Here is a 23,058-nt window from a genome sequence, read left to right as displayed (position 1 = left end):
CCCACTCCGCCGCGAGGACGAGGGCGGCGAAGGGGGCCCGGGCCACGCCCGCAAGCAGGGCGGCCCCGGAGGCCAGGGCCAGGGCCTCCGGCCCGGGGAGGGCGGCGGGGAGGGGGAGCTTGCCCACGAGGGCCCCCAGGAGCCCCCCGAGGACGAGGGCGGGGGTGAGGAGCCCCCCAGGAGCCCGGCTCCCCAGGGCCAGGACGAGGAGGAGCCCCTTGGCCAGGAGGAGGTAGAGGACCGCCTCGGGGAAGAGAAGGGGGGTGGTGGCCAGGGCAAGCCAGCCCGTCCCCTGGCCTAGGGCCTCGGGGGCGAGGAGAAGGGCGAGGCCCAGGGCGAGGCCCAAAAGGCCGTGGCGCAAAGGGAGGGAAAGGCGGGAAGACCCCCGCTCCAAAAGCCCAGCCCCTTGGAGCCAGAGGGTGCCGAGAAGGGCGGCCCCGAGGCCCAGGCCGAAGCCCAGGGGCAGGGCGCCCCAGGAGGCCTCCGCCCGGACCGGGACCAAGGGGGCGTAGCCCAGGAGGGCCCCGTAGACGGTGAAGCCGGCGAGGGCCCCGAGGAGGGCGGGGGCCAGGGCCTGGGCCTCGAGGCGGAGCCCCCGGTAGCGCATCTCCGTGGCGAGGAGGGCCCCGGCCACGGGGGCGTGGAGGCTTGCCCCAAGTCCCGCTGCCAAGCCCGCGAAGGCCAGGACCTGCCCGATGCGGGAAAACCTCTTTCCCAAGGCTTCCCCCACCCAGAGGCCTAGGCCGCCGAAAAGCCCCTCCCGGCCCAGGGGGGAGTAGGCCCCAAGCTGGACCAGGGCGGCGAGGTAGGCCCGGGCCCGGGGAAAGGCCCCGGGAAGGCTTGCCAGCCAGCCGGAAAGGGCGAAGAGGGCGGGGAGAAGGAGGAGGGGAAGGAGGGGGGAGGAGGGGCCCGTGAAGGCCTGGCCGAGCCCACCCTCCCCGGGGGGGCCAGGGGGGAGGTACCCGAGGAGGCCGCCCACCTGCACCTCCACCGCCTTTAGGGCTAGGCTTGCAAGGAGGGCCGCGCCGCCCGCAAGCCCTCCTGCGAGGAGGCTGTAGAGGATGAGGGGACCGGTCTGAGCCTCGCCCTCCGCCGGGGAAGAAGGCCGCCGCATCACAGGAAGTGTACCAAAGAAAGGGGTGTCCCCCGGGTGAGCCTGGGCGTGGGGAGGCCCAAGGCCTTATACCCGCCCCGGGTTAAGGCCCGGACCAGGAGGCGGGGGTCGGCCTTCTCCCAAAGGAAGAGGGCTTCCTGGCGCACGTCCAGATTGGGGCTACTGGCTTTGGAGTCCGTGCCCAGGGCGAGTTCCACCCCGTGTTTGGCGTAGAGGGCGATGGGGGCTTCCCCCACCTCGAGGTTGGCGTTGGAGCGGGGGCAGAGGACCACCTTGGTGCCGGTCTCCGCCAAAAGCCCCGCCTCCTCCTCGTCCACCTGGACCCCGTGGACGAGGAGGGTGGTGGGGCCCAAGACCCCGAGGGCGTGGAGGTAGCGGACGGGGGTGGTGCCCGGGGGGTCCAGGGGGTCTTGGCGAAGCGCCCGTACACCTCCCGCAAGGGGCCCTCCCCCGGGCGAGGAAGGCCACTTCCTCGGGGCTTTCCGCTGCGTGGACCATGAGGGGGAGGCCCTCGGCCCTGGCCCACTCCGCAAGCCGCTTGAGGAGAGGGGGGCTCACGGAATAGGGGGCGTGGGGGGAAAGCCCCACCTTCACCTTGCCCTCCCGCCTCCGCCAGGCCTCCACCTTCCGCCGCACCGCAGCGAAGGTTTCCTCCGCCAGGGAAGGCTCCGGGGCGAAGACCTCGTAGAAGGCCACCCCGGGGAGGGGGCTTTCCGAAAGGAGGAAGTCCATCACCTCGTCCTTGAAGACGATGTCGGCGAAGGCCCCCGCTCCCGAAGCCAGAAGCTCCTCCAGGCCCCTTTTCGCCCCCTCGAGGCCACGCCGTTCCCGGTGGGCCACCACGTGGGAGAGGAAGCCCGCGAAGGGCCCCCGGTAGAGGGGGAGGAGGGAGAGGTCCAGGTGGGTGTGGGCGTTCACCGGGGGCGGGAGGAGGGCAAAGCCCTTGTGGACCACCTCTCCTTCGGGGAAGCGGGCCCTCAGCTCCTCCAGGCTCCCCTGGCCCACCACGAACCCGCCCTGCACCGCCAAGGCCCCCGGAGCATGGGGGTACCGAAGCCGGTGTAGACCACCTGGGCGGTCCAGAGTTCAGTCCTTAGCCAGGACATAGCGGTTGGGGTGGCGGACGAGGTCCACCAGGCGGTAGCCCCGGGCGAAGTAGTGGGGGAGGACCAGGCGGCTGTGCTCCCGCCACTTCAGGGCGAGGCCGGGGTCTTCCCGGAGGATCCTCCCCCAGTCCTCGGGGATCTGGAAGAGGAGCCTCTCGGCCTCGAGGTCAAGCCTCGCCTCAAGAGGCACCTCCCTTTCCACCCGGTTCACCTGGGGGAGGCCCGCCGCCTCGGGCTCGGGCGGGGGGGCGTAGAGCCGGGCGTAGACCCTTTCCGAGAGGAGGTCCCACTCGGCGAGGAGCCGGTCCGAGGGGGCCCCGGCGTTGATGCCCGACATGGGGCCGTAGTGGTCGGGGAGGTAGGTCCTGGCCGTGGCCCCGAGCTTCCGCAGGTTGAAGTTGGCGTTCACCCCCCGCATGGGGTCAAAGGTCCAGACCACCTTGCGGATGCCCCGGGCCAGGCACCAGTCCCTTTGGAAGCGCTTGAGGAGGAGGGCCGCCCCCGTGCCCCTATAGGCCTCCAGGACGCCCAGCATGTGGGAGTGGTGGAGGGCGGGGTCCTTCGTGGGGAAGCCGAAGACGAAGCCCACCATCCTCCCCTCGGCGAAGGCCCCGGCCACAAGCCCCCCCTCGTCCTGGACGGCGATGAGGAGGCCCCGCGGCACCAGGTCGCTTTCCGCGCGCCCCCAGACCTCCCGCTGGAGGGCCACCACCTCCTCCATCTCCTCCCAGCCCTTTAGCTCGCGGACATGTACCTCTGCCATAGCGTGACCCGCTCCACGAAGGGAAGCTTCAGGTGGACCCCGATGCCCACGCCCTCCGGCACGGGCATGAGGCCGTCCTTGGCCTCGAGGGCCTCCTCTATGAGGTCCTCCTCCCAGTAGCGGCTCGCCGAGCTCACGTCCCCGGGCTTGGTGAAGCCGGGAAGGGTCGCCAGGTGGAGGTTGTGGGCCCTCCCCACCCCCGCCTCCAGCATCCCCCCCATCCAGAGGGGGATCCCGGCGCTTTGGGCCAGGGCGTGCACCCGGAGGCTCTCCCCGTGGCCGCCGAGGCGGGCGGGCTTGACGTTGAAGACCCGGCCCGCCCCAAGCTCAATGGCCTTCCTCGCCTTCTCCGCCCCCGTGAGGCTCTCGTCCAGGCAGATGGGGGTGGCAAGCTCCCGCTGGAGCTTGGCGTGGTCCAGGAGGTCGTCGTAGGCCAGGGGCTGCTCTAGGTAGTCCAGCCAAAGCTCGTCCAGGCGCTTGAGCCGGGCGAGGTCGGCAAGGCTATAGGCGCTGTTGGCGTCGGCGGTGAGGGTGGCCTCGGGGAAGGCCTCTCGCACCGCCTTCAGGACCTCGTAGTCCCAGCCCGGCTTGATCTTGAGCTTGATGCGGCGGTAGCCCTCCTCGAGGTGCCGCTCCACGACCTTAAGCGTGTCCTCCACCGTGGGCTGGATGCCCAGGGAGACCCCCACCTCCACCGCCTGCCGCACCCCGCCCAGGACCTGCCAAAGCGGCCTCCCCAGGGCCTTGGCCCAGAGGTCAAAGAAGGCCATCTCCAAGACCGCCTTGGCCATGGGGTTGCCCCGGAAGGGCGCAAGGGCTTCCCTGAGGGCCTCGGGGTTGGGGAGGTCCCGCCCCAGGACCCGGGGCAGGAAGACCTCTTCCAGGAGGTACCTGGCCCCCGCCACCGTCTCCTCCCGGTAGAGGGGAAGGCGCTCCATCACCCCTTCCCCGAGGCCCTCTAGCCCTTCCCCGAAAAGCCTTAGGAGGAGGATGGTCCTCTTGGTCTGGACCCCGAAGCTCGTCTCAAAGCGGAACTTCAGGGGAAGCTCCAAAATCCTGAGCTCGGCCGCCTCTATCCGCACGGTTCCAGCACCTCCTTGCCCATGTAGGGGACGAGGGCCTTGGGGACCCGCACCCGGCCGTCTTGGAGCTGGTGGTTTTCCAGGAGCATGGCCAGGATGCGGGGGGTGGCGAGGGCGGTGTTGTTCAGGGTGTAGGCGTACCGGACCCGGCCTTCGGGGTCGCGGTAGCGGAGGTTCGCCCGCCGGGCCTGCCAGTCCAGAAGGGCCGAGCAGGAGTGGGTTTCCCGGTAGCGCCCCTCCGAGGGCAGGTAGACCTCAATGTCCACCTGCCGCCACTTCCCCGGGCCCATGTCCCCCGTGGCCACCTCCACCAGGCGGTAGGGGAGTTCAAGAAGCCCCAGGATCTCCTCGGCGTTTTGGAGGAGTTCCTGGAAGGCCCGGTCGGAGGCCTCGAGGCTGGCCTCGGTGAGGACGTACTGCTCCACCTTGTGGAACTGGTGGACCCGCATGAGCCCCCGCACGTCCTTTCCGAAGCTTCCCGCCTCGGAGCGGAAGGCGGGGGCGTAGCCGGCGTAGCGCAAAGGAAGGGCCTCGTAGGGGAGGATCTCCCCGGAGTGGAGGGCGTTCAGGACCACCTCGGCGGTGCCCGTGAGGTAGAGGTCGGTCTCGGCGATGGCCCATACCTGGTCGCGGTAAGCGGGGAAGTGGCCGGTGCCGACGAAGGCCTTCTCCCGGGCATAGGAGGGGAGGGTCATGGGGAGGAAGCCCCGCTTCGCCATGAAGTCCATGGCGAAGCGGAGGAGGGCGAGCTCGTAGAGGGCGAGGTCCCCCCTTAGGGCGTAGGAGCGGCTCCCCGAGACCCGGCTGATCCTGGGCTCCCACCAGCCGTTCTTCTCCATGAGGGCCACGTGGTCCAAAGGAGGGAAGGAAAACTCCGGCGGGGCCCCTACCCGCTTGATCTCCCGGTTCGCCTCCTCGCCCCCCACGGGCGCCCCGGGCCAGGGGGGGAGGGGGACCTGGAGGAGGAGGGCCTCAAGCTGCGCCTCCTTCTCCCTTAGGGCCTCCTCCAGTCGCTTCGCCTCCTCCCCCAGGGCCTTGCCCTGGGTGATGAGGACCTCCTTCTCCTCCGGGGGGGCCTTCGGGACCCGCTTGGCGATCTGGTTGCGCTCGGTCTGGACCTCCTGGAGGCGCTTTTTCAGTTCCTGGACCTCCCGGTCCAGGGCGAGGAGGGCTTCCAGGTCCAGCGCCACCCCCTTTTCCCGGATGGCCCGGTGGAAGACCTCGGGCTCCTGGCGCAGGCGCTTGAGGTCCACCATGGCTACTCCAGAACGGGGGGCACGCGGAAGAAGCCGTCCTCCGCCTCGGGGGCCAGGGCCAGGGCCTCGGCCTGGGGCAGGGAGGGTCTGGGCTCGTCCTCCCTCAGGCGGCCCCAGGCCTCCTCCGCTTCCCCTTCCTCCACCCGGGGAAGGGCGTCCACGAAGTCCAGGATCCGCTTGAGGTCCTGCAAAAGCAGGGCCTCTTCCTCGGGGGAGAGGCGGATTTTGGCGAGGGTTTCCAGCTTGCGGAGAAGCTCGGGGGACAGCTCCATACCGGGCATTTTAGCCGAGCCAGTCCGCGAGGGCCCAGACCAAGGGGGCGAGGAGCAGGGCGGGGAGGAAGGAGGCCACCCGCACCCGGGTGAGGCCTAAGAGGTTGATGCCGATGCCCAGGATCATGAGCCCGCCCACCCCGGTCACGAGGAGGACCCTGGGGTCTTGCGCGGGGTCGGGAAGGGCTTGGCTCAAGGTGCCTGCCAGGAGGGCCACACCCCCCTGGTAGAGAAGGATAACCAGAACGCTGAAGCCCACCCCCACGCCGAAGGAGCTGGTGAGGGCGATGGCGGAGAGGCCGTCCAGGGTGGCTTTGAGGAGGAGGAGGCTCGGGTCGCCCACGAGGCCGTTTTGGATGGCCCCGAGGAGGGTCATGGGCCCCACGCAGAAAAGGAGGCTTGCCGCCACGAAGCCCTCGGTGAAGCTTCCCCCGCCCTGCACCGCCTGTTTGATCCTCTCCCCGAGGCCCTCGAGGCCTTCCTCCAGCCGGGCCCACTCCCCGAGAAGCCCCCCCAGGACCAAGGCGACGAGCCCCAGGACCACCCCGTCCACCGCCCCGCCCTTCGCCCTCCCCAGGGCCTGGGCCATGGAGAGCCCGATGAAGAGGGTGGTGAGCCCCACCCCTTGCACCATGATCCGGGCCATCCGCTCGGGAAGCTTTCCCCTTAGGACGAGGCCGAGCCCCGTGCCCAGGGCCACGGTGGCGGCGTTCGCCAGGGTTCCCGAAAGCTTCTCCAGAAGGGTGAGCTCCATGGCGGCTATTCTAGCCAAAGGATGGAGCTTCGCCTCACCCAAGACGGCACCCTCACCCTCTTCCACCCGGGGTACGGGGAGGCCTACCACCCCAGGCAGGGAGCCCTCCTCCAGGCCCGAAGGCTCTACCTGGAGAAGACCCTCACCCACCTCCACCCCGCCCCCAGGGTGCTGGAGGTGGGCTTCGGGCTAGGGGTGAACTTCCGGGTGGCCCTGGAAAGCGCCCTCCAAAGGGGGGTGCGGCTTTTCTACCTGGCGGTGGAGCGGGAGCCCTTGCCCAGGGAGGTCCTGGCGCAGATCCTTCTCCCCTTGCCCCGGGCGGAAGCGGTCTTCGCCGCCCTCCTTAGGGCCTGGCCCACCCCCCGCTTCCTCGGGCCCTGGGGGGAGCTTCGGCTCCTCTTCCTGGACGTGCGGGAGGCGGTCCTGCCCCCCGCTGGGCCACGGCGGTCTACCTGGACCCCTTCAGCCCAAAGGCCAACCCCGAGGCCTGGTCCCTCCCCGTCCTCCTCAAGCTCCGGAAGAGCCTGAAGCGGGGCGGGAGGCTCGCCACCTACTCCGCCCAGGGGGCCTTCAGGCGGGCCCTTCGGGAGGCGGGGTTCGCCGTGCACCGGGTTCCGGGGGTGGGGAAGCGGGAGTGGACGGTGGGTATCGCGCGAGAAGCTCCTCCCGGCTGAGGTAGGCCATCCGGGCCGGGGGCCTTTTCCGCTTGGGGAGCTCCCCCGGTAGAGCCAGAGGAACCAGGCGCTGGCGAGCCCCGCCACGAGCCTCGGCCAGAAGGGGAGGTCTTGGGTCTTTAGGCCCAGGATCCTCCCCCCGTCCGCCAGGTAGGTGTACCCGTAGACGAGGCGCACCTCGGGGTCTTCGGCCACCCTCTCCGCCACCTTCCCGAGGCTTCGCCGCAGGAGGCGGACCGCCTCAAAGGGGGTGAGTTCCATAAGCCTCTGGCTCTCCAGGTGGAGCTCAAAGGCGGGGACGCCCGGGGGAAGCCCGGGAAGGGCGGGGCCGGGGAAGGGCTTCTTCTCTATCCGGAAAAGGTCAAAGGGGCCAAGCCCCGCCCGGACCACCCGGTGCTTGGCGTTGTAGCGCTCCTCAAACCCCTGGAGGCCCCGGATGAGGGCGAGCCTCGGGGTGAGGGGCAAAGGGGCGAGGTCGTCCAGGGTGGTGGGCCGGTACCCCAGGCGGAGCATCTCCGGCAGGGCCCGCTCCAAAAGCCTCAGGGTGCGCTCCGGGCCGTCGTGGAGAAGGACGATGGACCCGGGGCGCAGGTAGAAGAGAAGCCGTTCGGCGAGCTCCTCGGGGGGGAGGTTCAGCCAGTCCTTGCTTTCCAGGTCCCAAAGGACGACCCGCTTCCCCAAAAGCCGGGCGAAGAGGCGGGTGAAGGGGGTGTGGAGGCCGTGGGGCGGGCGGTAGTAGCGCCCGGGGTTTTGCGCCATGTGCCGCCACTCCACCCAGGGGAGGAAAAGCCAAAGGGGGCGGTGCCCCTCCCCGTGGTCCTCCACCTGGTGGCCTTCCCGCCTTATGGCCTCCACCAGGTCCGGCCTTCTCTTGGCCTTTTCCCCGGTGAGGAAAAAGGTGGCCTTGACCCCGTGCCGGCGGAGGAGGGCGAGGAGGGCCTCCGTCCTTTCCGAGGGGCCGTCGTCAAAGGTGAGGGCCACCTTGGGCTCCCGCCGGCTTCCGTGGGCGTAGGCCCCTAAGCCCAGGAAGCGGAAGAGGAGGTCGGAGAGGCCAAAGAGGAGGAGAACGGCGCCGAAAAGCTCCGCCATCATCGCCTCCAAAGCCCGCGCGCGCGGAAGAGGAGAAGGTAGAAAAGGCTAAGGGCCAGGAAGATGCCCGAGCCCGCGAGGAAAGGCGCCCGGAGGCCAAAGGCCTCCCACAAGAGCCCCCCCGTCACCGGGCCCAGGGCGAGGCCGAGCCCCTCCACGGTCATGAGGCTACCCCAGATGGCGGCCCGGTTCTCCTGGGGCAGGTTTTTGGCGAGAAGCCCATTCCACCCGGGGAGGAAGAGGCTGAACCCGAGGCCCCCGAGGAGGGCGGCGGCGGGAAGCTCGTAGGGGTGGGGTCCGGTGCCGAGCCGGGCCATGACCAGGGCGAGGAGGAAAAGCCCGAGGACGAGGGCCGCCTGGTAGCCCCTCCGGTCCACCAGGCGGCCTGTGAAGGGGAGGAGGAGGAAGGCCGCCCCGCCCCCCAGGACGAGGAGGCCCCCCAGGGCCAGGGGCTCGAGGCCGAGCTCCTCCTTGGCGAAGCGCAGGAGGAAGAGGGAGACGAGCCCCGGGGCGAAGGTCTGGCCGAAGGCTGCGGGCACGAAGAGGAGGAGGCGGTAAAGGGGGTAGCGCTCCCTGGAGGGGGGCGGGACGGGGATGCGGAAGCGCACCAGGCTTAAGGCCACGAGGAGGGCGAGCCCCTGGGCGGCGAGGAGGAGGTGGAGGGCCTGGAGGGGGTGCCTTTGGGCCACCTGGCCCACCCCCACGAGGCCGAGCCCCACCCAGGGCATCACCAGGCTCAGGGTAAAGGCCAGGGCCCGGGCGTCCATCCCGGGGCGGGCGATGCGGCTCGCCAGGGTCATGAGGCCGGGGTAGAGGGAGGAGAAGGTGAGGCCCCATAGGGCCCCGAGGGCCCATAGGATCCAGGCCGCGTCCGCCCTTGGGGTGAGGAGGAGGGCGAGGAGGCCCGTGGCGGTGGCCACGGTCACCGTGAGGCCGTAGCCGAGCCGCTCCGCCAGGAGGCCCCCGGCGGTCTTAAAGAGGTTTTCCGCAAGCTGGTGCAGGGTGAAGGCCAGGGTGAAGGCGGCGGGCCCCAGCCCCAGGTGCTCCGGGGCGTAAAAGGGGAGCAACCCGGCGAAGTAGCCGCTCCGCACCCCCTCCAGGAGGCCCACCACGAGGACGAGGCGGAGAAAGGCGGAAAGCCCTTCCCGCTGCCACGGGAGAAAGCGAAACACGCTAGAGTATACCCGTGCGCGTCAGCGTGGTGATTCCCGCCCGGAACGAGGAGGCCTACCTGCCCGCTGCCCTGGAGGCGGTCTTCGCCCAGACCCTTCCGCCCTTTGAGGTCATCGTGGTGGACAACGCCTCCACCGACCGGACCCGGGAGGTGGCGGAGGCCCTGGGGGCGCGGGTGGTCTTCTGCGGCAGGAGGGGGGTGGCCTACGCCCGCCAGGCGGGGCTTTTGGCGGCGCGGGGAGAGTGGGTGGCCATGACCGACGCCGACTCCCTGCCCACGTCCCGCTGGCTGGAAAAGCTCGCCCATAAGGCCCCGGGGGCGGTGGCTGTCTACGGCCCCTTGCGCTTCTATGGGGTCTCCCCCCTGGAGGCCGCCCTCTCCGAGTGGGGCTACCGGGCCTTCCTCAACCTCATGGCCCTCCTGGGGCGGCCCAACCTCGCCGGGGCCAACATGATGGTCCTGAAGGAGGCGGCCCTGAAGGTGGGGGGCTTCCCCGAGGTGGAGGCCCGGGAGGACGTGCTTTTGGGCTACCGGCTTGCCCGCTTGGGTCCCGTGCGCTATGTGCCCGAGGCTTTGGTCCTCACCTCGGCCCGCAGGCTTAAGGGGGGGTGGATTCCCTTCCTCCTTCGCCAGGCCCGGAACCTCATGGGTGATCCTCGAGGCTACTTCGGGGAAGCCGGGGAAAGGGAAAGATGAGTCTTCTCGGCTCCACCCGCAGGATCTCGCTCGCCTCGTCGTAGACGGCCACGATCTCTTCGGCGATGCGCTCCGCCGAGCGCTCCAGGGCCCAGGCCCGGGCCTGCAGGCTGAAGCGCCTGCGCCGCTCCTCGTCTTTGAGGAGCTCCAGGGCCTTGGCCGCCAGGGCGCGGAAGTCCCCCGGCGGCACCAGAAAGCCCGTCTTCCCGTCCTCCACCCCTTCCAGAACCCCTTCCGCCCCCACCGCCACCACCGGAACCCCCATGGCCTGGGCCTCCCAGACGACCAGGCCCTGGGTTTCCGTCTCGCTGGCGAAGAGGAAGAGCTCGGCCAGGCGGTAGTACCCCCCGATCCTTCTGTAGGGCACGGGGCCCAGAAAAAGGACCCGGTCGGCGATCCCGAGCTCCTTAGCGAGGGCCTTGAGGTGGGGAAGCTCCAGGCCTTCGCCGATGTGCACTAAGAAAACGTCCTCTTCCTTGGCGAGCTCCGCCACCGCTTTGAGGACCACGTCAAAGCTCTTCTCCTTCCCAAGCCGCCCCACGGTGATGAGGCGCCTTTTCCCCTCGGGCCAGGGGGAGGGGGAGGGGAGGGGGGCTTCTTCCAGGAGGCGGTTGTCTATGCCGGTGGGGATGACCCGGATGGGGCGCTCTATGCCGTAGCTTTCCGCCAGGCGCTTCACGGGCTCGGTGGGGGCGATGACCACCTCCACCCGGTTGTAAAAGGCCTTGGCGAGGCGGGGCACGATGCCCGTGTACTTGTCCAAAAAAGCGAGCCCCGGCACGTAGTGGGCGTACTTCTCGTAGTGGGTGTGGAAGGTGGAGACGTGGGGAAGGTTTTTGTTGCGGGCGATCCTCAGGCCCCAGACCCCGAGGGTGAGGGGGGTGTGGGTGTGGATGAGCTCAAACTCCGTGGGAAGGTGGCGGGCCGAGGGGAGGGCGATCTGCTGGCCTTCATAGAAGGGGTAGGGGATGGAGGGCACCCGCACCACCCCCTCCTCCCCCTCCGGGGCCTCGGGGTGGGCCGGGGCGATGACCCAGGCCTCGTGCCCCATGCGCCGGAGTTCCCTTAGGAGGAGGTAGACGCTCGTCGTCACCCCGTTGGGGTTGGGGAAGTAGACGTCGGTAAAAAGGCCTACGCGGTAGAGGCGCATCTAGGGGGATTGTACACCCGTGGTTTCGTACAGGCATGCCGCTAAGGCTTGGGCGGTATGAAGGGTGGTCCGTTGGGTTACCACTCTTTCCCGGCCACGCTTGCCCATGGCTTGGGCTTCGCTTGGGTGGTCCATGAGCCAACGGATGGCCTCGGCCAAGGTGGAGGGTGTGGGGGGCACAAGGCGCCCCTCGAGCGGGGAGATGACCTCCGCTTGGGGAGGAAAGGGACTGGTTATGACGGGAAGCCCTGTGCTCATGCCCTCTAGGATGACCAGCCCAGGGTTGTCGGCAAGGGTAGGGAAAAGAACGGCGTCACTGGCTCGGTAAACTTCGGCTATATCCCATCGGTTTCCAAAGAAGCGCACATTGTTCAATTTCCAAAGGATTGCTAAAGTCTTGATAAGCCGTGCCAGTTCGCCATCACCGGCCAGTACGAAGTCCACATCAGGTAGGCGCTTGGCGGTTTGCAGGATCACGAGGTGGTTCTTTTCTAGGGTGAAACGGGCTGGAGTCAAAACGGTAAAGCGGTGAAAACCGAACCTGGCCCTAAGGCCCTTTCGCTCGGTGGGGGTTGGGGGCCGGAAACGTTCAGGGTTGACCCCACTAGGTACCGTGTGGGCATTGAGACCAAAGTGACGCGATAGGTAATCGGCGGCCCAGTAGGTTCCTACCAGGATCCGGCTAGCGAGGCGGATCCGGTGGGCCTTGGTATAGCGGTAGATGGCGCGATAGAGGCGGTCAAGCCCAAGAGGATAGTGGTACTCCAGTTGGTCGTGGATGTAGACCAGACGAGGTTCAGGAAGATGCCTCAAGAGGTTATAGGTGTTGGGGAACCAGGCTTGGAGGACGCGGGCATGAAAATTTTTGAGATCGCCAAGGACTTTGGCCAAGCTAGGATACTGAACGACCGGTATGCCGGCCTGCTCAAAGCGTAGGGCTAAGCCCCGGAGGGCAGGGGACTTGGGCAGGAAGACTGTGGGGTGGATGCCGAGGCGGGGAAGAAGAGGCAGTACTTCTAAAAGCCAGATCTCGCTGCCGGCCACGCGGGGGGCGTCGGTGAGGAAGGCTACTTCAAGCACCGGCCACCTCCCTTAAGGCGACCATGAGCCGCAGGGCGGCCTGATCCAGGGTGTGAGTTGCTTCCACAAAGGCCCGCGCCCGAAGGCCCAGCTCCGGGGTAGCCTCCTTGAGGGCCTGGGCGAGCCTAGGAGGCCAGGGGGGGACGAGCCTCCCGGTGAGGCCGTCTTGGATGAGCTCGGCCTGGGCGGGGATGGGGGTGGTGATGACGGGAAGGCCGGAGGCCATGGCCTCGAGGGTGGCCAGGGACTGGTTTTCCCCCAGGGTGGGGAGGAGCATGGCGTCGGCGGCCCGGTAAAGCCCCGGCATGTCCTCCCTCCGGCCCAGGAAGCGCACGTTTTTCAGGCCAAGAAGCCGCGCGGTCTTCTGCCAGATGCCTAAAAGCTCCCCCGTGCCCACGAGGAGAAAGTCTACCTGAGGGAGGAGCCTCGCTGTGAGGAGCACCGCCAGGTGGTTCTTCTCCGGGCTCATCCGGGCGGGCACCAAAGCGGCGAAGCGGCTCAGGCCGTACGCCTCCCGGAGGGCGGCCTTCTCCTCGGGGGTGGGGGGGCGGAAGCGCTGGGTGTCCACCCCGTTGGGCACGGCCAAGACCCTGGCCACCCCGTGCACCTCCCGAAGCCAGCGGGCGGCCCAGCGGGAAACGGTGAGCACCGCCTTGGCCCTTCGGAGATTAGGGGCCTGGAGGAGGCGGTAACCCAGGCGGTAGAGGTACCGCCCCCCTAGGGGATAAAAGATCTCTATCTGGTCGTGGACCAAGGGGATGAGGCCCGGGTAGCGGCTGAAGAAAGCCTTGTAGCTTTGGGGGTACCAGGCCGAGGCCACCACCAGGTCAAAGCCCTGGGGCAGGGCCTGAGGGCGGGTATAGGCGTGGACCGGGACCCCCGCTTCCTCCAGGGCCCGGCGGACGGGGAGGTTTCCCGGGGCCTCGGGCAGGGCGGCCTCCGGGGCAAGCCCCAGGGCCTTGAGCCGGGGGAGCATCTCCTTGAGGTAGACCTCGCTTCCCCCGATGGTCTGGGCGTCCGTCAGGAAGAGGACCCGCACAGCGTTTCCAAGAGGAGGGCCACCGCCCGGGCCTGTTCCCTAAGGGGCATGTAGGCCCCGCCCCGCTCCAGGGCCAGGGTCTCGTCCGGGGGGAGGTGGAGGAAGCCCACGGGAACTTCTTCCGGCAAGTGGTAGAGGGAAAGATAGAAGGCTTGGTTGCAAAGATAGCTCCCCGCGGAGAGGCTTGCCCTTCCGGGGATGCCCGCCTTGCGCCAGCGGGCGAGGACGGTTTTCACCGGGAAGCGAGCGGGAAGGGCCAGGGGGCCTCCAGGGACAATGGGGAGGTCCTCGAGGACCCGGCCCCGGTTGTCGGGGCGGGAGAAGTCCAAAAGGTTCACCGCAAGCCTTTCCAGGGTGAGGACGGGCCGGTCCTCCGCGAGACCCAGGTGGAGAACGGCCTTGGGTCCCTCCCGGTGGAGGCTCTCCAGGACCTCCACCAGGGCCTCGGCGTCCACGGGGAGGACGGCTTTCCTCAGGAGTCTTCCGCCCACCTCGGAGGGGAGGAGGTCAAGGAGGGCCTGGGAAGGGTTGTGTTCCAGGCGGCCAAAGGGTTCAAAGCCGGTGACGAGGATCATGGGCCAGGGAGCATTATAGCCGGGGCTTGGACGCGGTATACCATAGGGGGCGTGGAGCTTGGCCTTGTAACCGACACCGCCGCGGACCTTTCCCCCAAGGTGCTCCAGGAGGAGGCCATTGGCCTCGTGCCCATTTACGTTCGCCTGGGGGAGAAGCGGTATAAGGACTGGCAGGAACTCACCCCGGACGCCCTCTACCAGGCCATGCGGGCCGGGGCCGAGCCCGTGACTGAGCCCCCGGAGGTGGAGGACTTCGTGAAGGTGTACGAGCGCTACCTCCAGGTCTACGACCGCCTCCTTTCCGTCCACGTCTCCGGGGAGCTTTCCCAGACGGTGGCCCGGGCGCGGGAGGCGGCTCTCAGGGTGGCCCCGAACCGGATCCGGGTGGTGGACTCGGCGATGGTCTCCGCGGGGCTTGGGGCGATGGTGCTCCGGGCGGCGGAGATGCTCCGGGACGGCGCCGACGAGGAGGACGTGGTGCAGGAGCTGGAAAGGCTCAAGCGCTCCAGCCTCTATTTCAGCGTGGCCGACCTTTCCCACCTGGCCCGAAACGGCCGCCTGCCCCGCCTCGGGGAGGTGGTGGGGAACCTCCTGGGCCTTAGGCCCATCCTCCGCATAGAGCGGGGCCACATCCGCTTCCTCCGGGTGGCCCGGGAGGGGAGCGTCCCCGAGGCCCTGGCCCGGCTGGTGGCGGAGGAGCTAGGAGGGAGGACCGTCCGCGTCGCCATCGCCCACTCCGACGCCAAGCCCGAGTGGCTCGAGGGCCTCAAGCGGAGCCTGGAAAGCGCCTTGCGCCTGGAGCGGGGCAGGGTCACCCGCTCCGGGGCCACCATCGCCGCCAACGTGGGCCTGGGGGCGCTCGCGGTCCACGCCTACGCGCTAGAATAGTCCTTGGCCCTTCGGGGCCGTGGCGGCATGGAAATCGCGCTAGAGAGGATCTACGGCCACCGCCTGGCCCTTCCGCAGGTGGGGGCGGCCCTGCTTTTCTCCCAGGAGGTCCCCCCGGCCCTCCTCCTCGCTCCCGAGGCGCGGCTTCGGCGCTACCGGGACCTTTCCGCCTTCGGGGCGCGGGTCTACGTGAACCCCGGCCTCGAGGCCCTAGAGGAGAAGGCCCTCTTCGTCTTCTCCTACGAGGAAGCCCTGGCTCCCTTCCCCGAGGACCCCTCTGCCTGGCGGCTTCTTCTGGAGGTGGGCCGCGCCTACCCCCGGGAGGCCCTTCTTTCCCGCCTCCTCAAGCTGGGCTACGCCCGGGACGAGGACTACCGGGTCCTGGGGGAGGTTTTGGAGCTTGGGCCCTTGCGCCTGGAGTTCTTTGGGGAGGAGCTGGAGCGGCTCCTTTGGGAAGGCGAACCCCGAAGGCGCCACGTCCTCCTGCCCAAGCCGGGCAAGGCGGAGGGGTTCACCTCCAGGAAACTCCGCCATTTTCCCGGCCCCGTCTACCTGGACACCCCGGCCCTGGCCCCCAAGGAGCTTTTCCCCCTTCTGGCCGGGCGGCCGGTGGTGGCCCTGGGGGTGGGGTAGACCTTCCTCCCTGGGAGCTTGGCGTGAGGCCCCTCCCCCCTACCGGGGGAGCCTCAAGGCCTTGGAAAAGGACCTGGCCCGCTGGTTGGCGGAGGGGCGGCGGGTCCACCTCTTCGTGGGCCACGGGCGCACCCTGGAGTACCTCAAAAGGCGCCTCCAGGCCTTCTCGCCCCTCATCCTGGACCGTTTTCCCGGCCCCAAGGGGCGGCTTGCCCTCCTCTTTGGGGACTTTGAGGGCGGGGCGGAGTGGGGGGAGTGGGTCCTCCTTACTGAGGCCCTGGTCTTCGCCACCGGGGGGTGCGGGCCCGGGTCCGGGTAGGGGAGGGGCTCAGCGACCCCGGGGCCCTTTCCCCAGGGGACTACCTCATCCACCCGGAGCACGGCGTCGGGCAGTACCTGGGCCTGGAGACCCGGGAGGTCCTGGGGGTCAAGCGGGACTACCTGATCCTGCGCTACAAGGGGGAAGGGAAGCTCTACCTCCCCGTGGAGCAGCTTCCCCTCCTCAAGCGCCACCCCGGGACCACCGACGACCCCCCGGAGCTTTCCTCCCTGGGCAAGAACGAGTGGCAGCGGGCCAAGGAGAAGGCCAGGAAGGACGTGGAGGAGCTCGCCGGGCGCCTCCTCGTCCTCCAGGCCAAGCGCAAGGCCACCCCGGGCCGGGCCTTTCCCCCCTTGCCCGAGTGGGACCCTCTGGTGGAGAAGGGGTTCCCCTACGAGCTCACCCCCGACCAGAAGCGGGCCCTGGAGGAGGTCCTCCGCGACCTGGAAAGCCCCCACCCCATGGACCGCCTGGTCTCGGGGGACGTGGGCTTCGGCAAGACGGAGGTGGCCCTGAGGGCCGCCCACCGGGTGGTGGGGCACGGGGCCCAGGTGGCCTTTCTCGTGCCCACCACCCTCCTCGCCGAGCAGCACGGGAAGACCTTTAGGGAGCGCTTCCAGGGGCTTCCCGTGAGGGTGGCGGTCCTCTCCCGCTTCACCCCGCCTAAGGAGGAGGAGGCCATCCTAAAAGGCCTCGCCGAGGGCACGGTGGACATCGTCATCGGCACCCACCGCCTCCTCCAGGAGGACGTGCGCTTCAGAGACCTCGGCCTCCTCATCGTGGACGAGGAGCACCGCTTCGGCGTGGCCCAAAAGGAGAGGATCCGGGAGCTTAAAGCGGAGGTGGACACCCTCTACCTCTCCGCCACCCCCATCCCCCGCACCCTCTACTCCGCCCTGGTGGGCCTCAAAGACCTTTCCAGCATCCAGACCCCGCCCCCGGGGCGCAAGCCCATCAAGACCTTCCTCGCTCCCTTTGACCCCCTCTTGGTGCGGGAAGCCATCCTCTTTGAGCTGGAGCGTGGGGGCAAGGTCTTCTACGTCCACGACCGGGTGGCCTCCATAGAGGCCAGGCGGCGCTTTCTGGAAAGCCTCGTCCCCGAGGCCCGCATCGGGGTGGTCCACGGCCAGATGCCCGAAAGCCTCATTGAGGAGACCATGCTCCTCTTCGCCGAAGGGGCGTACGACGTCCTCCTCGCCACCACCATCATTGAGGCGGGCCTGGACGTGCCCGAGGCGAACACCATCCTCATTGAGCGGGCGGACCGCCTGGGCCTCGCCACCTTGTACCAGCTCCGGGGCCGGGTGGGGCGGAGGGAGGAGGAGGCCTACGCCTACCTCTTCCACCCGCCTCGCCTCACCGAGGCCGCGGAGAAGCGCCTCGCCGCCATCGCCGACCTCTCCGATCTGGGCTCGGGCCACCTCCTGGCCGAAAGGGACATGGAGATCCGGGGCGTGGGGAACCTTTTGGGGCCGGAGCAGCACGGGCACATCCGGGCGCTTTCCCTCGAGGTCTACACCGAGCTTCTGGAAGAGGCCATCCGTAAGCTCAAGGGGGAGGTGCGGGAGGAGAGGCCCCACGTGACCCTGGACCTTTCCGTTTCCGCCCGGCTGCCCGCGGAGTACGTGCCGAGCCTCGAGGCCCGAAGCCGCTACTACAGCCGTTTTGCCGAGGCGAAAAGCCTCGCCGAGCTTTCCCGCCTGGTGCGGGAGCTCAAAGCGCGCTACGGGCCTCTCCCTGAGGAGGCAGAGAACTTCGTGGCCCTCGCCCGGCTCCGCCTGGTGGCGGAGAGGAAGGGGGTGGTGTCCATTACGGAAGGCCTCACCCACCTGGAGGTGGTCTTCCCCCGCTACCCCTTGGACTACGACGCCCGCGGCCTCAAAGGGCTTCCCTACCGGGTAGAACTTACGCAGTACCCGCCCGGGTTCCGCCTGGAGAAGAAGGGCCTGAGGCCCCGGGACTACCCCGAGGCCCTGATGGAAGCCCTTTACCTCTTCGCCGACCGCTAGCCGCCGAGGCCCGGTTTGGGCTGGAAGCGGCCCAGGGTGGCGCCGCCCTTTGACAGGCGGGGAGCGGAGGGTTAAACTTTGACTCAGTATAAGGAGGTGGCCATGATCAAGAAGGTAGGCGTGGTGGGCGCGGGGACCATGGGAAGCGGGATCGCCGCCCTGGTGGCGAGCGCCGGGGTCCCGGTGGTCCTCCTGGACATCCCCGGGAAGGAGGACCGCAACGAGTACGCCAAGCGGGGCCTGGAGCGGGCGCTAAAGGCCAAGCCCGCGGCCTTCATGGACCCCGAGCGGGCCCGGTACATTGAGATCGGCAACACCGAGGACGACCTGGAGAAGCTCAAGGACTGCGACTGGGTGGTGGAGGCCATCATTGAGAAGCCCGAGCCCAAGCAGGCCCTCTATGCCCGCCTGGAAGGCCTCCTGAAGCCCACCGCCATCATTAGCTCCAACACGAGCGGCATCCCCATGAGGGTGCTTCTGGAGGGGCGCTCCGAGGGCTTCCGCCGCCGCTTCCTGGGCACCCACTTCTTCAACCCCCCCCGCTACCTCCACCTCCTGGAGCTCATCCCCACCCCGGAGACCGACCCCAAGGTCCTGGAGGAAATCCGCCGCTTCGGGGAGCGCATCTTGGGCAAGGGGACCGTCCTCGCCAAGGACTCCCCCGGCTTCATCGCCAACCGCCTCGGGGTCTACGGGATGGTGCAGGCCGTGCGCCTCATGGAGAAGCACGGCCTCACCATTGACGAGGTGGACGCCCTCACCGGGCCCCTCCTCGGCCGCCCCAACTCCGCCACCTTCCGCACCGCCGACCTCACGGGCCTGGACGTGCTCAAGCTCGTGACCGAGGAGCTCGCCCAGGCCACCGGGGAGGACTTCGCCCTGCCCGAGTGGGTCCACCGGCTCGTGGAGGAGGGCCGCCTAGGGGAGAAGGCGGGGGCCGGGTTCTACAAGCGGGTGAACGGGGAGATCTACACCCTGGACTACCGGACCCTGGATTACGTCCCCCGGACCAAGCTTGAACTTCCCGAGCTTCGCGCCCTCCGGGACCTTCCCCTGAGGGAGCGCCTTGCCAAGGCCTTGGACCTTCCCGGCAAGTACGGGGCCTTCCTCCGGGAGCTTTTCGCCAAGACCGCCCACTACACCCTGGAGAAGGCTCCCGAGATCGCCTACGACCTCGTCTCCGTGGACCAGGCCCTGGAGTGGGGCTTCGCTTGGGAGGAAGGCCCCTTCAAGAACATGGACGCCGTGGGGCTTTCCCGGGTGGAGGCCCTTTTCGCCGAGCACGGCTTGGAGGTTCCCGGGCTCCTTAGGAAGGCCCAGGGGGCCTTCTACAAGGACGGCGCCTACCTGGGATTTGACGGGGCCTACCACCCCTTGACCAAGCGGGAGGGCGTCATCTCCCTAAAGGCCCTCAAGTCCGAGGGAAAGACCCTTTTGGAAAGCAAGGAGGCGGCTCTTCTGGATCTGGGAGACGGGGTGGCCCTCCTGGAGTTCCGCACCAAGATGAACGCCATCGGGGAAGGGGTCATCCGCATGCTCCAGAAGAGCCTGGAGTACGTGGAGGAGAAGGGCTATCTGGGCCTCGTCATCGGCAACGAGGACCCGAGGGCCTTCTCTGCTGGGGCCAACCTGGCCCTCATCCTCTCCCTGGCCCAGGAGGGGGACTGGGACGAGCTCTCCTTGGCCGTGCGGCAGTTCCAGAAAGCCTCCATGTCCCTCCGCTATAGCCCCTTCCCCGTTGTGGTGGCCCCCTTTGGCCTCACCTTAGGGGGCGGGGCGGAGTTCACCCTGCACGCCGACGCGGTTCAGGCCCACGCCGAGCTTTACATGGGCCTGGTGGAAGCGGGAGTGGGGCTTCTGCCCGCGGGGGGCGGCACCAAGGAGATGCTCCTCCGCTTCACCCAGGAGCTTGCCCCTTACGAGGAGGCCGACCCCTTTGAGGCGGTGAAGCGGGCCTTCAACCTGATCGCCTTGGCCAGGACCTCCACCAGCGCCCTCGAGGCCAAAAAGATGGGCTTCCTCCGCGACCGGGACCGCATCAGCATGAACCGGGACTTCCTCATCGCCGACGCCAAGCGGCGGGTGCTGGAGCTGGCCCCGGACTACCGTCCGCCCCTTCCCCCGAGGATCCGCGTCCTGGGGAGCGAAGCCCTGGGCAACCTGCGCTACGCCGTCTGGGCCTTCCGCGAGGCGGGGGAGATCACGGACCACGACATGCGCATCGGCCTGGAGATCGCCTATGTCCTTTCCGGCGGGGAAGGCCCGGCGCGGGAGGTTTCTGAGTGGGACCTTCTGGACCTGGAGCGCGAGGCCTTCTTGAAGCTCCTCGGCACCCGGAAGACCCAGGAGCGCATCGCCTACACCTTGAAGACGGGCAAGCCGCTTAGGAACTAAGGAGGAGAAGATGCGGGAAGCGGTCATCGTAAGCGCAGTGCGGAGCCCCGTGGCCCGGGGCAAGAAGGACGGGGCCTTGGCCACCTTGCACCCCGTGGACCTCTCCGCCCAGGTGATGCGGGCCGCGGTGGAGCGGGTGGGCCTGGACCCCAAGGAGCTCGAGGACGTCCTCTGGGGGTGCGCCATGCCCGAGGCGGCCCAGGGGTTGAACATCGCCCGCCTGGCCCTCCTTCGGGCAGGCTTCCCGGTGGAGGTGGCGGGGGCCACCATCAACCGCTTCTGCTCTAGCGGCCTTCAGACCATCGCCATGGCCGCCCAGGCGGTGATGACCGGGATGGCGGACGCGGTTTTGGCGGGGGGGGTGGAGATGATGAGCCAGGTGCCCATGTCCGGCTACCACACCCGCCTCCACCCCGAGCTTACCCCCACGGAGTGGAGCCCCGAGACCTACTCCACCTACATCGGCATGGGCTTCACCGCCGAAAGGGTGGCGGAACGCTTCGGCATAACCCGGGAAGACCAGGACAAGTGGGCCTTGAGGAGCCACCAGAAGGCGGCCCAGGCCTGGGCCGAGGGGCGCTTTCCTGAAGTGGTCCCCATCCGGGTGCCTAAGGTTACTTACCGCGGGACCAAGAAGGAGGTGGAGGAGGTCGTCTTTGATCGGGACGAGACGGTCCGCCCAGAAACCAGCCTCGAGGCCCTGGCCAAGCTGAGGCCCGCCTTTAAGAAGAACGGCACCGTGACCGCGGGCAACTCCAGCCCCTACTCCGACGGGGCGGCGGCGGTGGTCGTCATGAGCCGGGAGAAGGCGGAGGCCTTGGGGCTTAAGCCCCTGGCCCGTTTCGTGAGCTTTGCCGTGGCCGGGGTGGAGCCCGACATCATGGGGATCGGCCCGGTGAAGGCGGTGCCCAAGGCCTTGGAACGGGCGGGGCTTACCTTGGACCAGATTGACCTCATTGAGTTCAACGAGGCCTTCGCCGCCCAGGTCCTAGCGGTGATGCGCACCCTGGAGATGCCCGAGGAGAAGACGAACGTCAACGGCGGGGCCATCGCCTTAGGCCACCCCCTGGGGGCCACGGGGGCCAAGCTCACCGCCCAGCTCTTGAGCGAGCTATCCCGGCGGGGTGGGGGGTACGGCCTCGTCACCATGTGCATCGGCGGCGGCATGGGCGCTGCGGGCGTGTTTGAGGTCTACCCGGCTTAAGGAGGAGAATCATGACCGAGGAAAAAAAGCTCTGGCAAAAAGGCGGCGGCTGGCTTTTGGAGGTCCCCGAGAGGGTCTACACCCCGGAGGACTTTGACGAGAGCGTCAAGGAGATCGCCCGGACCACCCGTACCTTCGTGGAGAAGGAGGTGCTTCCCCTCCTGGAGCGGATGGAGCACGGGGAGCTTGAGCTCAACGTGCCCCTGATGCGCAAGGCGGGGGAGCTCGGGCTTCTTGCCATTGAGGTCCCTGAGGAGTACGGCGGTTTGGACCTCCCCAAGGTGATCTCCACCGTGGTGGCCGAGGAGCTTTCCGGAAGCGGGGGCTTCTCCGTCACCTACGGTGCCCACACCTCCATCGGCACCCTGCCCCTTGTGTACTTCGGCACCGAGGAGCAGAAGCGGAAGTACCTGCCTAAGCTGGCCAGCGGGGAGTGGATCGCCGCCTACTGCCTCACCGAGCCGGGCTCGGGCTCCGACGCCCTCGCCGCCAAGGCCCGGGCCACCCTTTCCGAGGACGGGAAGTACTACATCCTGAACGGGGTGAAGCAGTTCATCTCCAACGCGGGCTTTGCCCACCTCTTCACCGTCTTCGCCAAGGTGGACGGGGAGCACTTCACCGCCTTTTTGGTGGAGCGGGACACTCCCGGCCTTTCCTTCGGCCCCGAGGAGAAGAAGATGGGCATCAAGGCCTCCAGCACCCGGCAGGTGATCCTGGAGGACGTGAAGGTCCCGGTGGAGAACGTCCTCGGGGAGATCGGCAAGGGGCACAAGATTGCCTTCAACGTCCTCAACGTGGGCCGCTACAAGCTGGGGGCGGGGGCCGTGGGCGGGGCAAAAAGGGCCTTAGAGCTTTCCGCCCAGTACGCCACCCAGAGGGTGCAGTTCGGCCGCCCCATCGGCCGCTTCGGCCTCATCCAGCAGAAGCTGGGGGAGATGGCGAGCCGCATCTACGCCGCCGAGAGCGCCGTCTACCGCACCGTGGGCCTCATTGACGAGGCTCTAGAAGGGAAGAAGGGCGCCGAGGCGGTGATGGCGGGCATTGAGGAGTATGCGGTGGAGGCCAGCATCATCAAGGTGCTGGGCTCTGAGGTCCTGGACTACGTGGTGGACGAGGGGGTGCAGATCCACGGGGGCTACGGCTACATCCAGGACTACCCCATTGAGCGGGCCTACCGCGACGCCCGCATCAACCGCATTTTTGAGGGCACCAACGAGATCAACCGCCTCCTCATCCCCGGCATGCTCCTCCGCCGGGCTCTGAAGGGCCAGCTTCCCCTCATACAGGCGGCGCAAAAGCTCCAGAAGGAGCTCCTCGAGCCTAGCTTTGAGGAGCCCGAGGATGTGGAGCTTCACCAGATCGCAGGCCTTAAGAAGCTCGCCCTCATGGTGGCGGGCCTTGCCGTGCAGAAGTACGGCCAGCAGGTGGAAGAGGAACAGGAAGTTCTGGGGGCGGTGGCCGACATCCTCATAGACGCCTACGCTGCGGAGAGTGCTCTCCTGCGGGCCAGGAGGCTTGGCGGGGTGGCCCAGGCCATGACCCGGATCTACCTGGTCCAGGCCCTGGACCGGGCCCAAAGCCTGGCCCTTTCCGTCCTTCCCCGCCTGGTGGAAGGGGACGAGGCCCGGGTGGTCTACTCCGCTGCCCGCCGCCTCACCAAGCACGAGCCCGCGGACCTCGTGGCCCTGCGCCGGGAGGTGGCGGAGGCGGTCCTCGAGGCCCAAGGCTACCCCATCCCCCGCTAGGCCCTGGGTGAGGAAAACCCCCGGGATCGGCCCGGGGGTTTT

The 23,058-nt window shown here is 68.5% G+C and carries 15 protein-coding genes and 5 pseudogenes; 7 read left to right on the top strand and 13 right to left on the bottom strand.

The window, feature by feature from the left end:
- Nucleotide 1 precedes the first annotated feature (1 nt).
- From AV541_RS06365 to AV541_RS06335, 7 genes and pseudogenes are all read right to left on the bottom strand, one after another.
- Nucleotides 2–1,114: pseudogene (locus AV541_RS06365) on the bottom strand (chloride channel protein); the annotation flags it as partial.
- Nucleotides 1,114–2,220 (bottom strand): annotated as a pseudogene (locus AV541_RS13395) (amidohydrolase family protein). The pseudogenes AV541_RS06365 and AV541_RS13395, both read right to left, overlap by 1 nt.
- Nucleotides 2,201–2,983: a GNAT family N-acetyltransferase gene (locus AV541_RS06355; RefSeq protein WP_060384837.1), complete on the bottom strand. Its 783-nt coding sequence runs from the start codon at nucleotides 2,981–2,983 to the stop codon at nucleotides 2,201–2,203. The pseudogene AV541_RS13395 and the gene AV541_RS06355 overlap by 20 nt, the downstream one beginning before the upstream one ends.
- The gene (gene menC / locus AV541_RS06350; RefSeq protein ID WP_008630708.1) at nucleotides 2,956–4,065 is read right to left on the bottom strand and encodes an o-succinylbenzoate synthase; all 1,110 of its coding nucleotides are present in this window, start codon (nucleotides 4,063–4,065) and stop codon (nucleotides 2,956–2,958) included. The genes AV541_RS06355 and menC overlap by 28 nt, the downstream gene beginning before the upstream one ends.
- On the bottom strand, nucleotides 4,056–5,321 hold the full coding sequence (serS, locus tag AV541_RS06345) for a serine--tRNA ligase (RefSeq protein ID WP_060384514.1): 1,266 nt from the start codon (nucleotides 5,319–5,321) through the stop codon (nucleotides 4,056–4,058). The genes menC and serS overlap by 10 nt, the downstream gene beginning before the upstream one ends.
- Before the next feature lie 2 nt (nucleotides 5,322–5,323).
- The gene (gene gatC, locus AV541_RS06340) at nucleotides 5,324–5,593 is read right to left on the bottom strand and encodes an Asp-tRNA(Asn)/Glu-tRNA(Gln) amidotransferase subunit GatC (protein ID WP_060384513.1); all 270 of its coding nucleotides are present in this window, start codon (nucleotides 5,591–5,593) and stop codon (nucleotides 5,324–5,326) included.
- Nucleotides 5,594–5,603: 10 nt separating this feature from the next.
- A complete protein-coding gene (locus tag AV541_RS06335) occupies nucleotides 5,604–6,347 on the bottom strand; it encodes a DUF554 domain-containing protein (RefSeq protein ID WP_060384512.1) in 744 nt (247 codons plus the stop codon).
- Nucleotides 6,348–6,368: 21 nt separating this feature from the next.
- Here AV541_RS06335 and mnmC2 point away from each other — a divergent pair.
- Nucleotides 6,369–7,021 (top strand): annotated as a pseudogene (mnmC2, locus tag AV541_RS06330) (tRNA (5-methylaminomethyl-2-thiouridine)(34)-methyltransferase MnmC2).
- On the opposite strand, the pseudogene AV541_RS06325 reads toward mnmC2, so the two are convergent.
- Both AV541_RS06325 and AV541_RS06320 read right to left on the bottom strand, forming a co-directional pair.
- Nucleotides 6,918–8,110: pseudogene (locus AV541_RS06325) on the bottom strand (polysaccharide deacetylase family protein). The pseudogenes mnmC2 and AV541_RS06325 overlap by 104 nt on opposite strands.
- Nucleotides 8,110–9,282 carry an MFS transporter gene (locus AV541_RS06320; protein ID WP_060384511.1) on the bottom strand — a complete coding sequence of 391 codons (1,173 nt, stop codon included), beginning with the start codon at nucleotides 9,280–9,282 and terminating at the stop codon, nucleotides 8,110–8,112. Before AV541_RS06320 ends, AV541_RS06325 begins: the two are co-directional and overlap by 1 nt.
- A 14-nt stretch (nucleotides 9,283–9,296) precedes the next feature.
- Between AV541_RS06320 and AV541_RS06315 the strand changes: the two genes are divergently transcribed.
- A complete protein-coding gene (locus tag AV541_RS06315) occupies nucleotides 9,297–9,980 on the top strand; it encodes a glycosyltransferase family 2 protein (RefSeq protein ID WP_060384510.1) in 684 nt (227 codons plus the stop codon).
- Here AV541_RS06315 and AV541_RS06310 read toward each other — a convergent pair.
- Genes AV541_RS06310 through AV541_RS06295 form a run of 4 tightly spaced genes read right to left on the bottom strand, consistent with a single transcriptional unit; the run spans nucleotide 9,928 to nucleotide 13,824 of the window.
- A complete protein-coding gene (locus AV541_RS06310) occupies nucleotides 9,928–11,130 on the bottom strand; it encodes a glycosyltransferase family 4 protein (protein ID WP_008630716.1) in 1,203 nt (400 codons plus the stop codon). The two genes, AV541_RS06315 and AV541_RS06310, sit on opposite strands and share 53 nt — an antisense overlap.
- Nucleotides 11,131–12,210, bottom strand: a complete 1,080-nt coding sequence (locus AV541_RS11145) for a glycosyltransferase family 4 protein (protein WP_082709653.1) — start codon at nucleotides 12,208–12,210, stop codon at nucleotides 11,131–11,133.
- Nucleotides 12,203–13,249: a glycosyltransferase family 4 protein gene (locus tag AV541_RS06300; protein ID WP_008630717.1), complete on the bottom strand. Its 1,047-nt coding sequence runs from the start codon at nucleotides 13,247–13,249 to the stop codon at nucleotides 12,203–12,205. Before AV541_RS06300 ends, AV541_RS11145 begins: the two co-directional genes overlap by 8 nt.
- Complete coding sequence (locus AV541_RS06295; RefSeq protein ID WP_060384508.1) at nucleotides 13,231–13,824, bottom strand: pyroglutamyl-peptidase I; 594 nt, start codon at nucleotides 13,822–13,824, stop codon at nucleotides 13,231–13,233. Before AV541_RS06295 ends, AV541_RS06300 begins: the two co-directional genes overlap by 19 nt.
- Before the next feature lie 51 nt (nucleotides 13,825–13,875).
- Between AV541_RS06295 and AV541_RS06290 the strand changes: the two genes are divergently transcribed.
- The 5 genes and pseudogenes from AV541_RS06290 to AV541_RS06270 all read left to right on the top strand — a co-directional run bounded on the left by AV541_RS06290 (nucleotide 13,876) and on the right by AV541_RS06270 (nucleotide 23,016).
- Entirely contained in the window at nucleotides 13,876–14,712 is an 837-nt protein-coding gene (locus AV541_RS06290) for a DegV family protein (RefSeq protein ID WP_060384507.1), read from the top strand.
- A gap of 27 nt (nucleotides 14,713–14,739) precedes the next feature.
- A pseudogene (gene mfd, locus AV541_RS06285) lies at nucleotides 14,740–17,673 on the top strand (transcription-repair coupling factor).
- Between the two features lie 102 nt (nucleotides 17,674–17,775).
- Nucleotides 17,776–20,067 (top strand): 3-hydroxyacyl-CoA dehydrogenase/enoyl-CoA hydratase family protein, encoded by a 2,292-nt coding sequence (locus AV541_RS06280; RefSeq protein ID WP_060384506.1) that lies wholly within the window; start codon nucleotides 17,776–17,778, stop codon nucleotides 20,065–20,067.
- A 10-nt stretch (nucleotides 20,068–20,077) separates the two neighbouring features.
- Nucleotides 20,078–21,271 (top strand): thiolase family protein, encoded by a 1,194-nt coding sequence (locus AV541_RS06275; RefSeq protein WP_060384505.1) that lies wholly within the window; start codon nucleotides 20,078–20,080, stop codon nucleotides 21,269–21,271.
- Nucleotides 21,272–21,282: 11 nt separating this feature from the next.
- A complete protein-coding gene (locus AV541_RS06270; RefSeq protein WP_060384504.1) occupies nucleotides 21,283–23,016 on the top strand; it encodes an acyl-CoA dehydrogenase family protein in 1,734 nt (577 codons plus the stop codon).
- Nucleotides 23,017–23,058: the final 42 nt, after the last annotated feature.

This window comes from Thermus parvatiensis (assembly GCF_001535545.1).
GTDB classification, from domain to species: domain Bacteria; phylum Deinococcota; class Deinococci; order Deinococcales; family Thermaceae; genus Thermus; species Thermus parvatiensis.
Note: the sequence above shows the minus strand (reverse complement) of the source record. Positions and strands in the feature narration are given on the sequence as shown.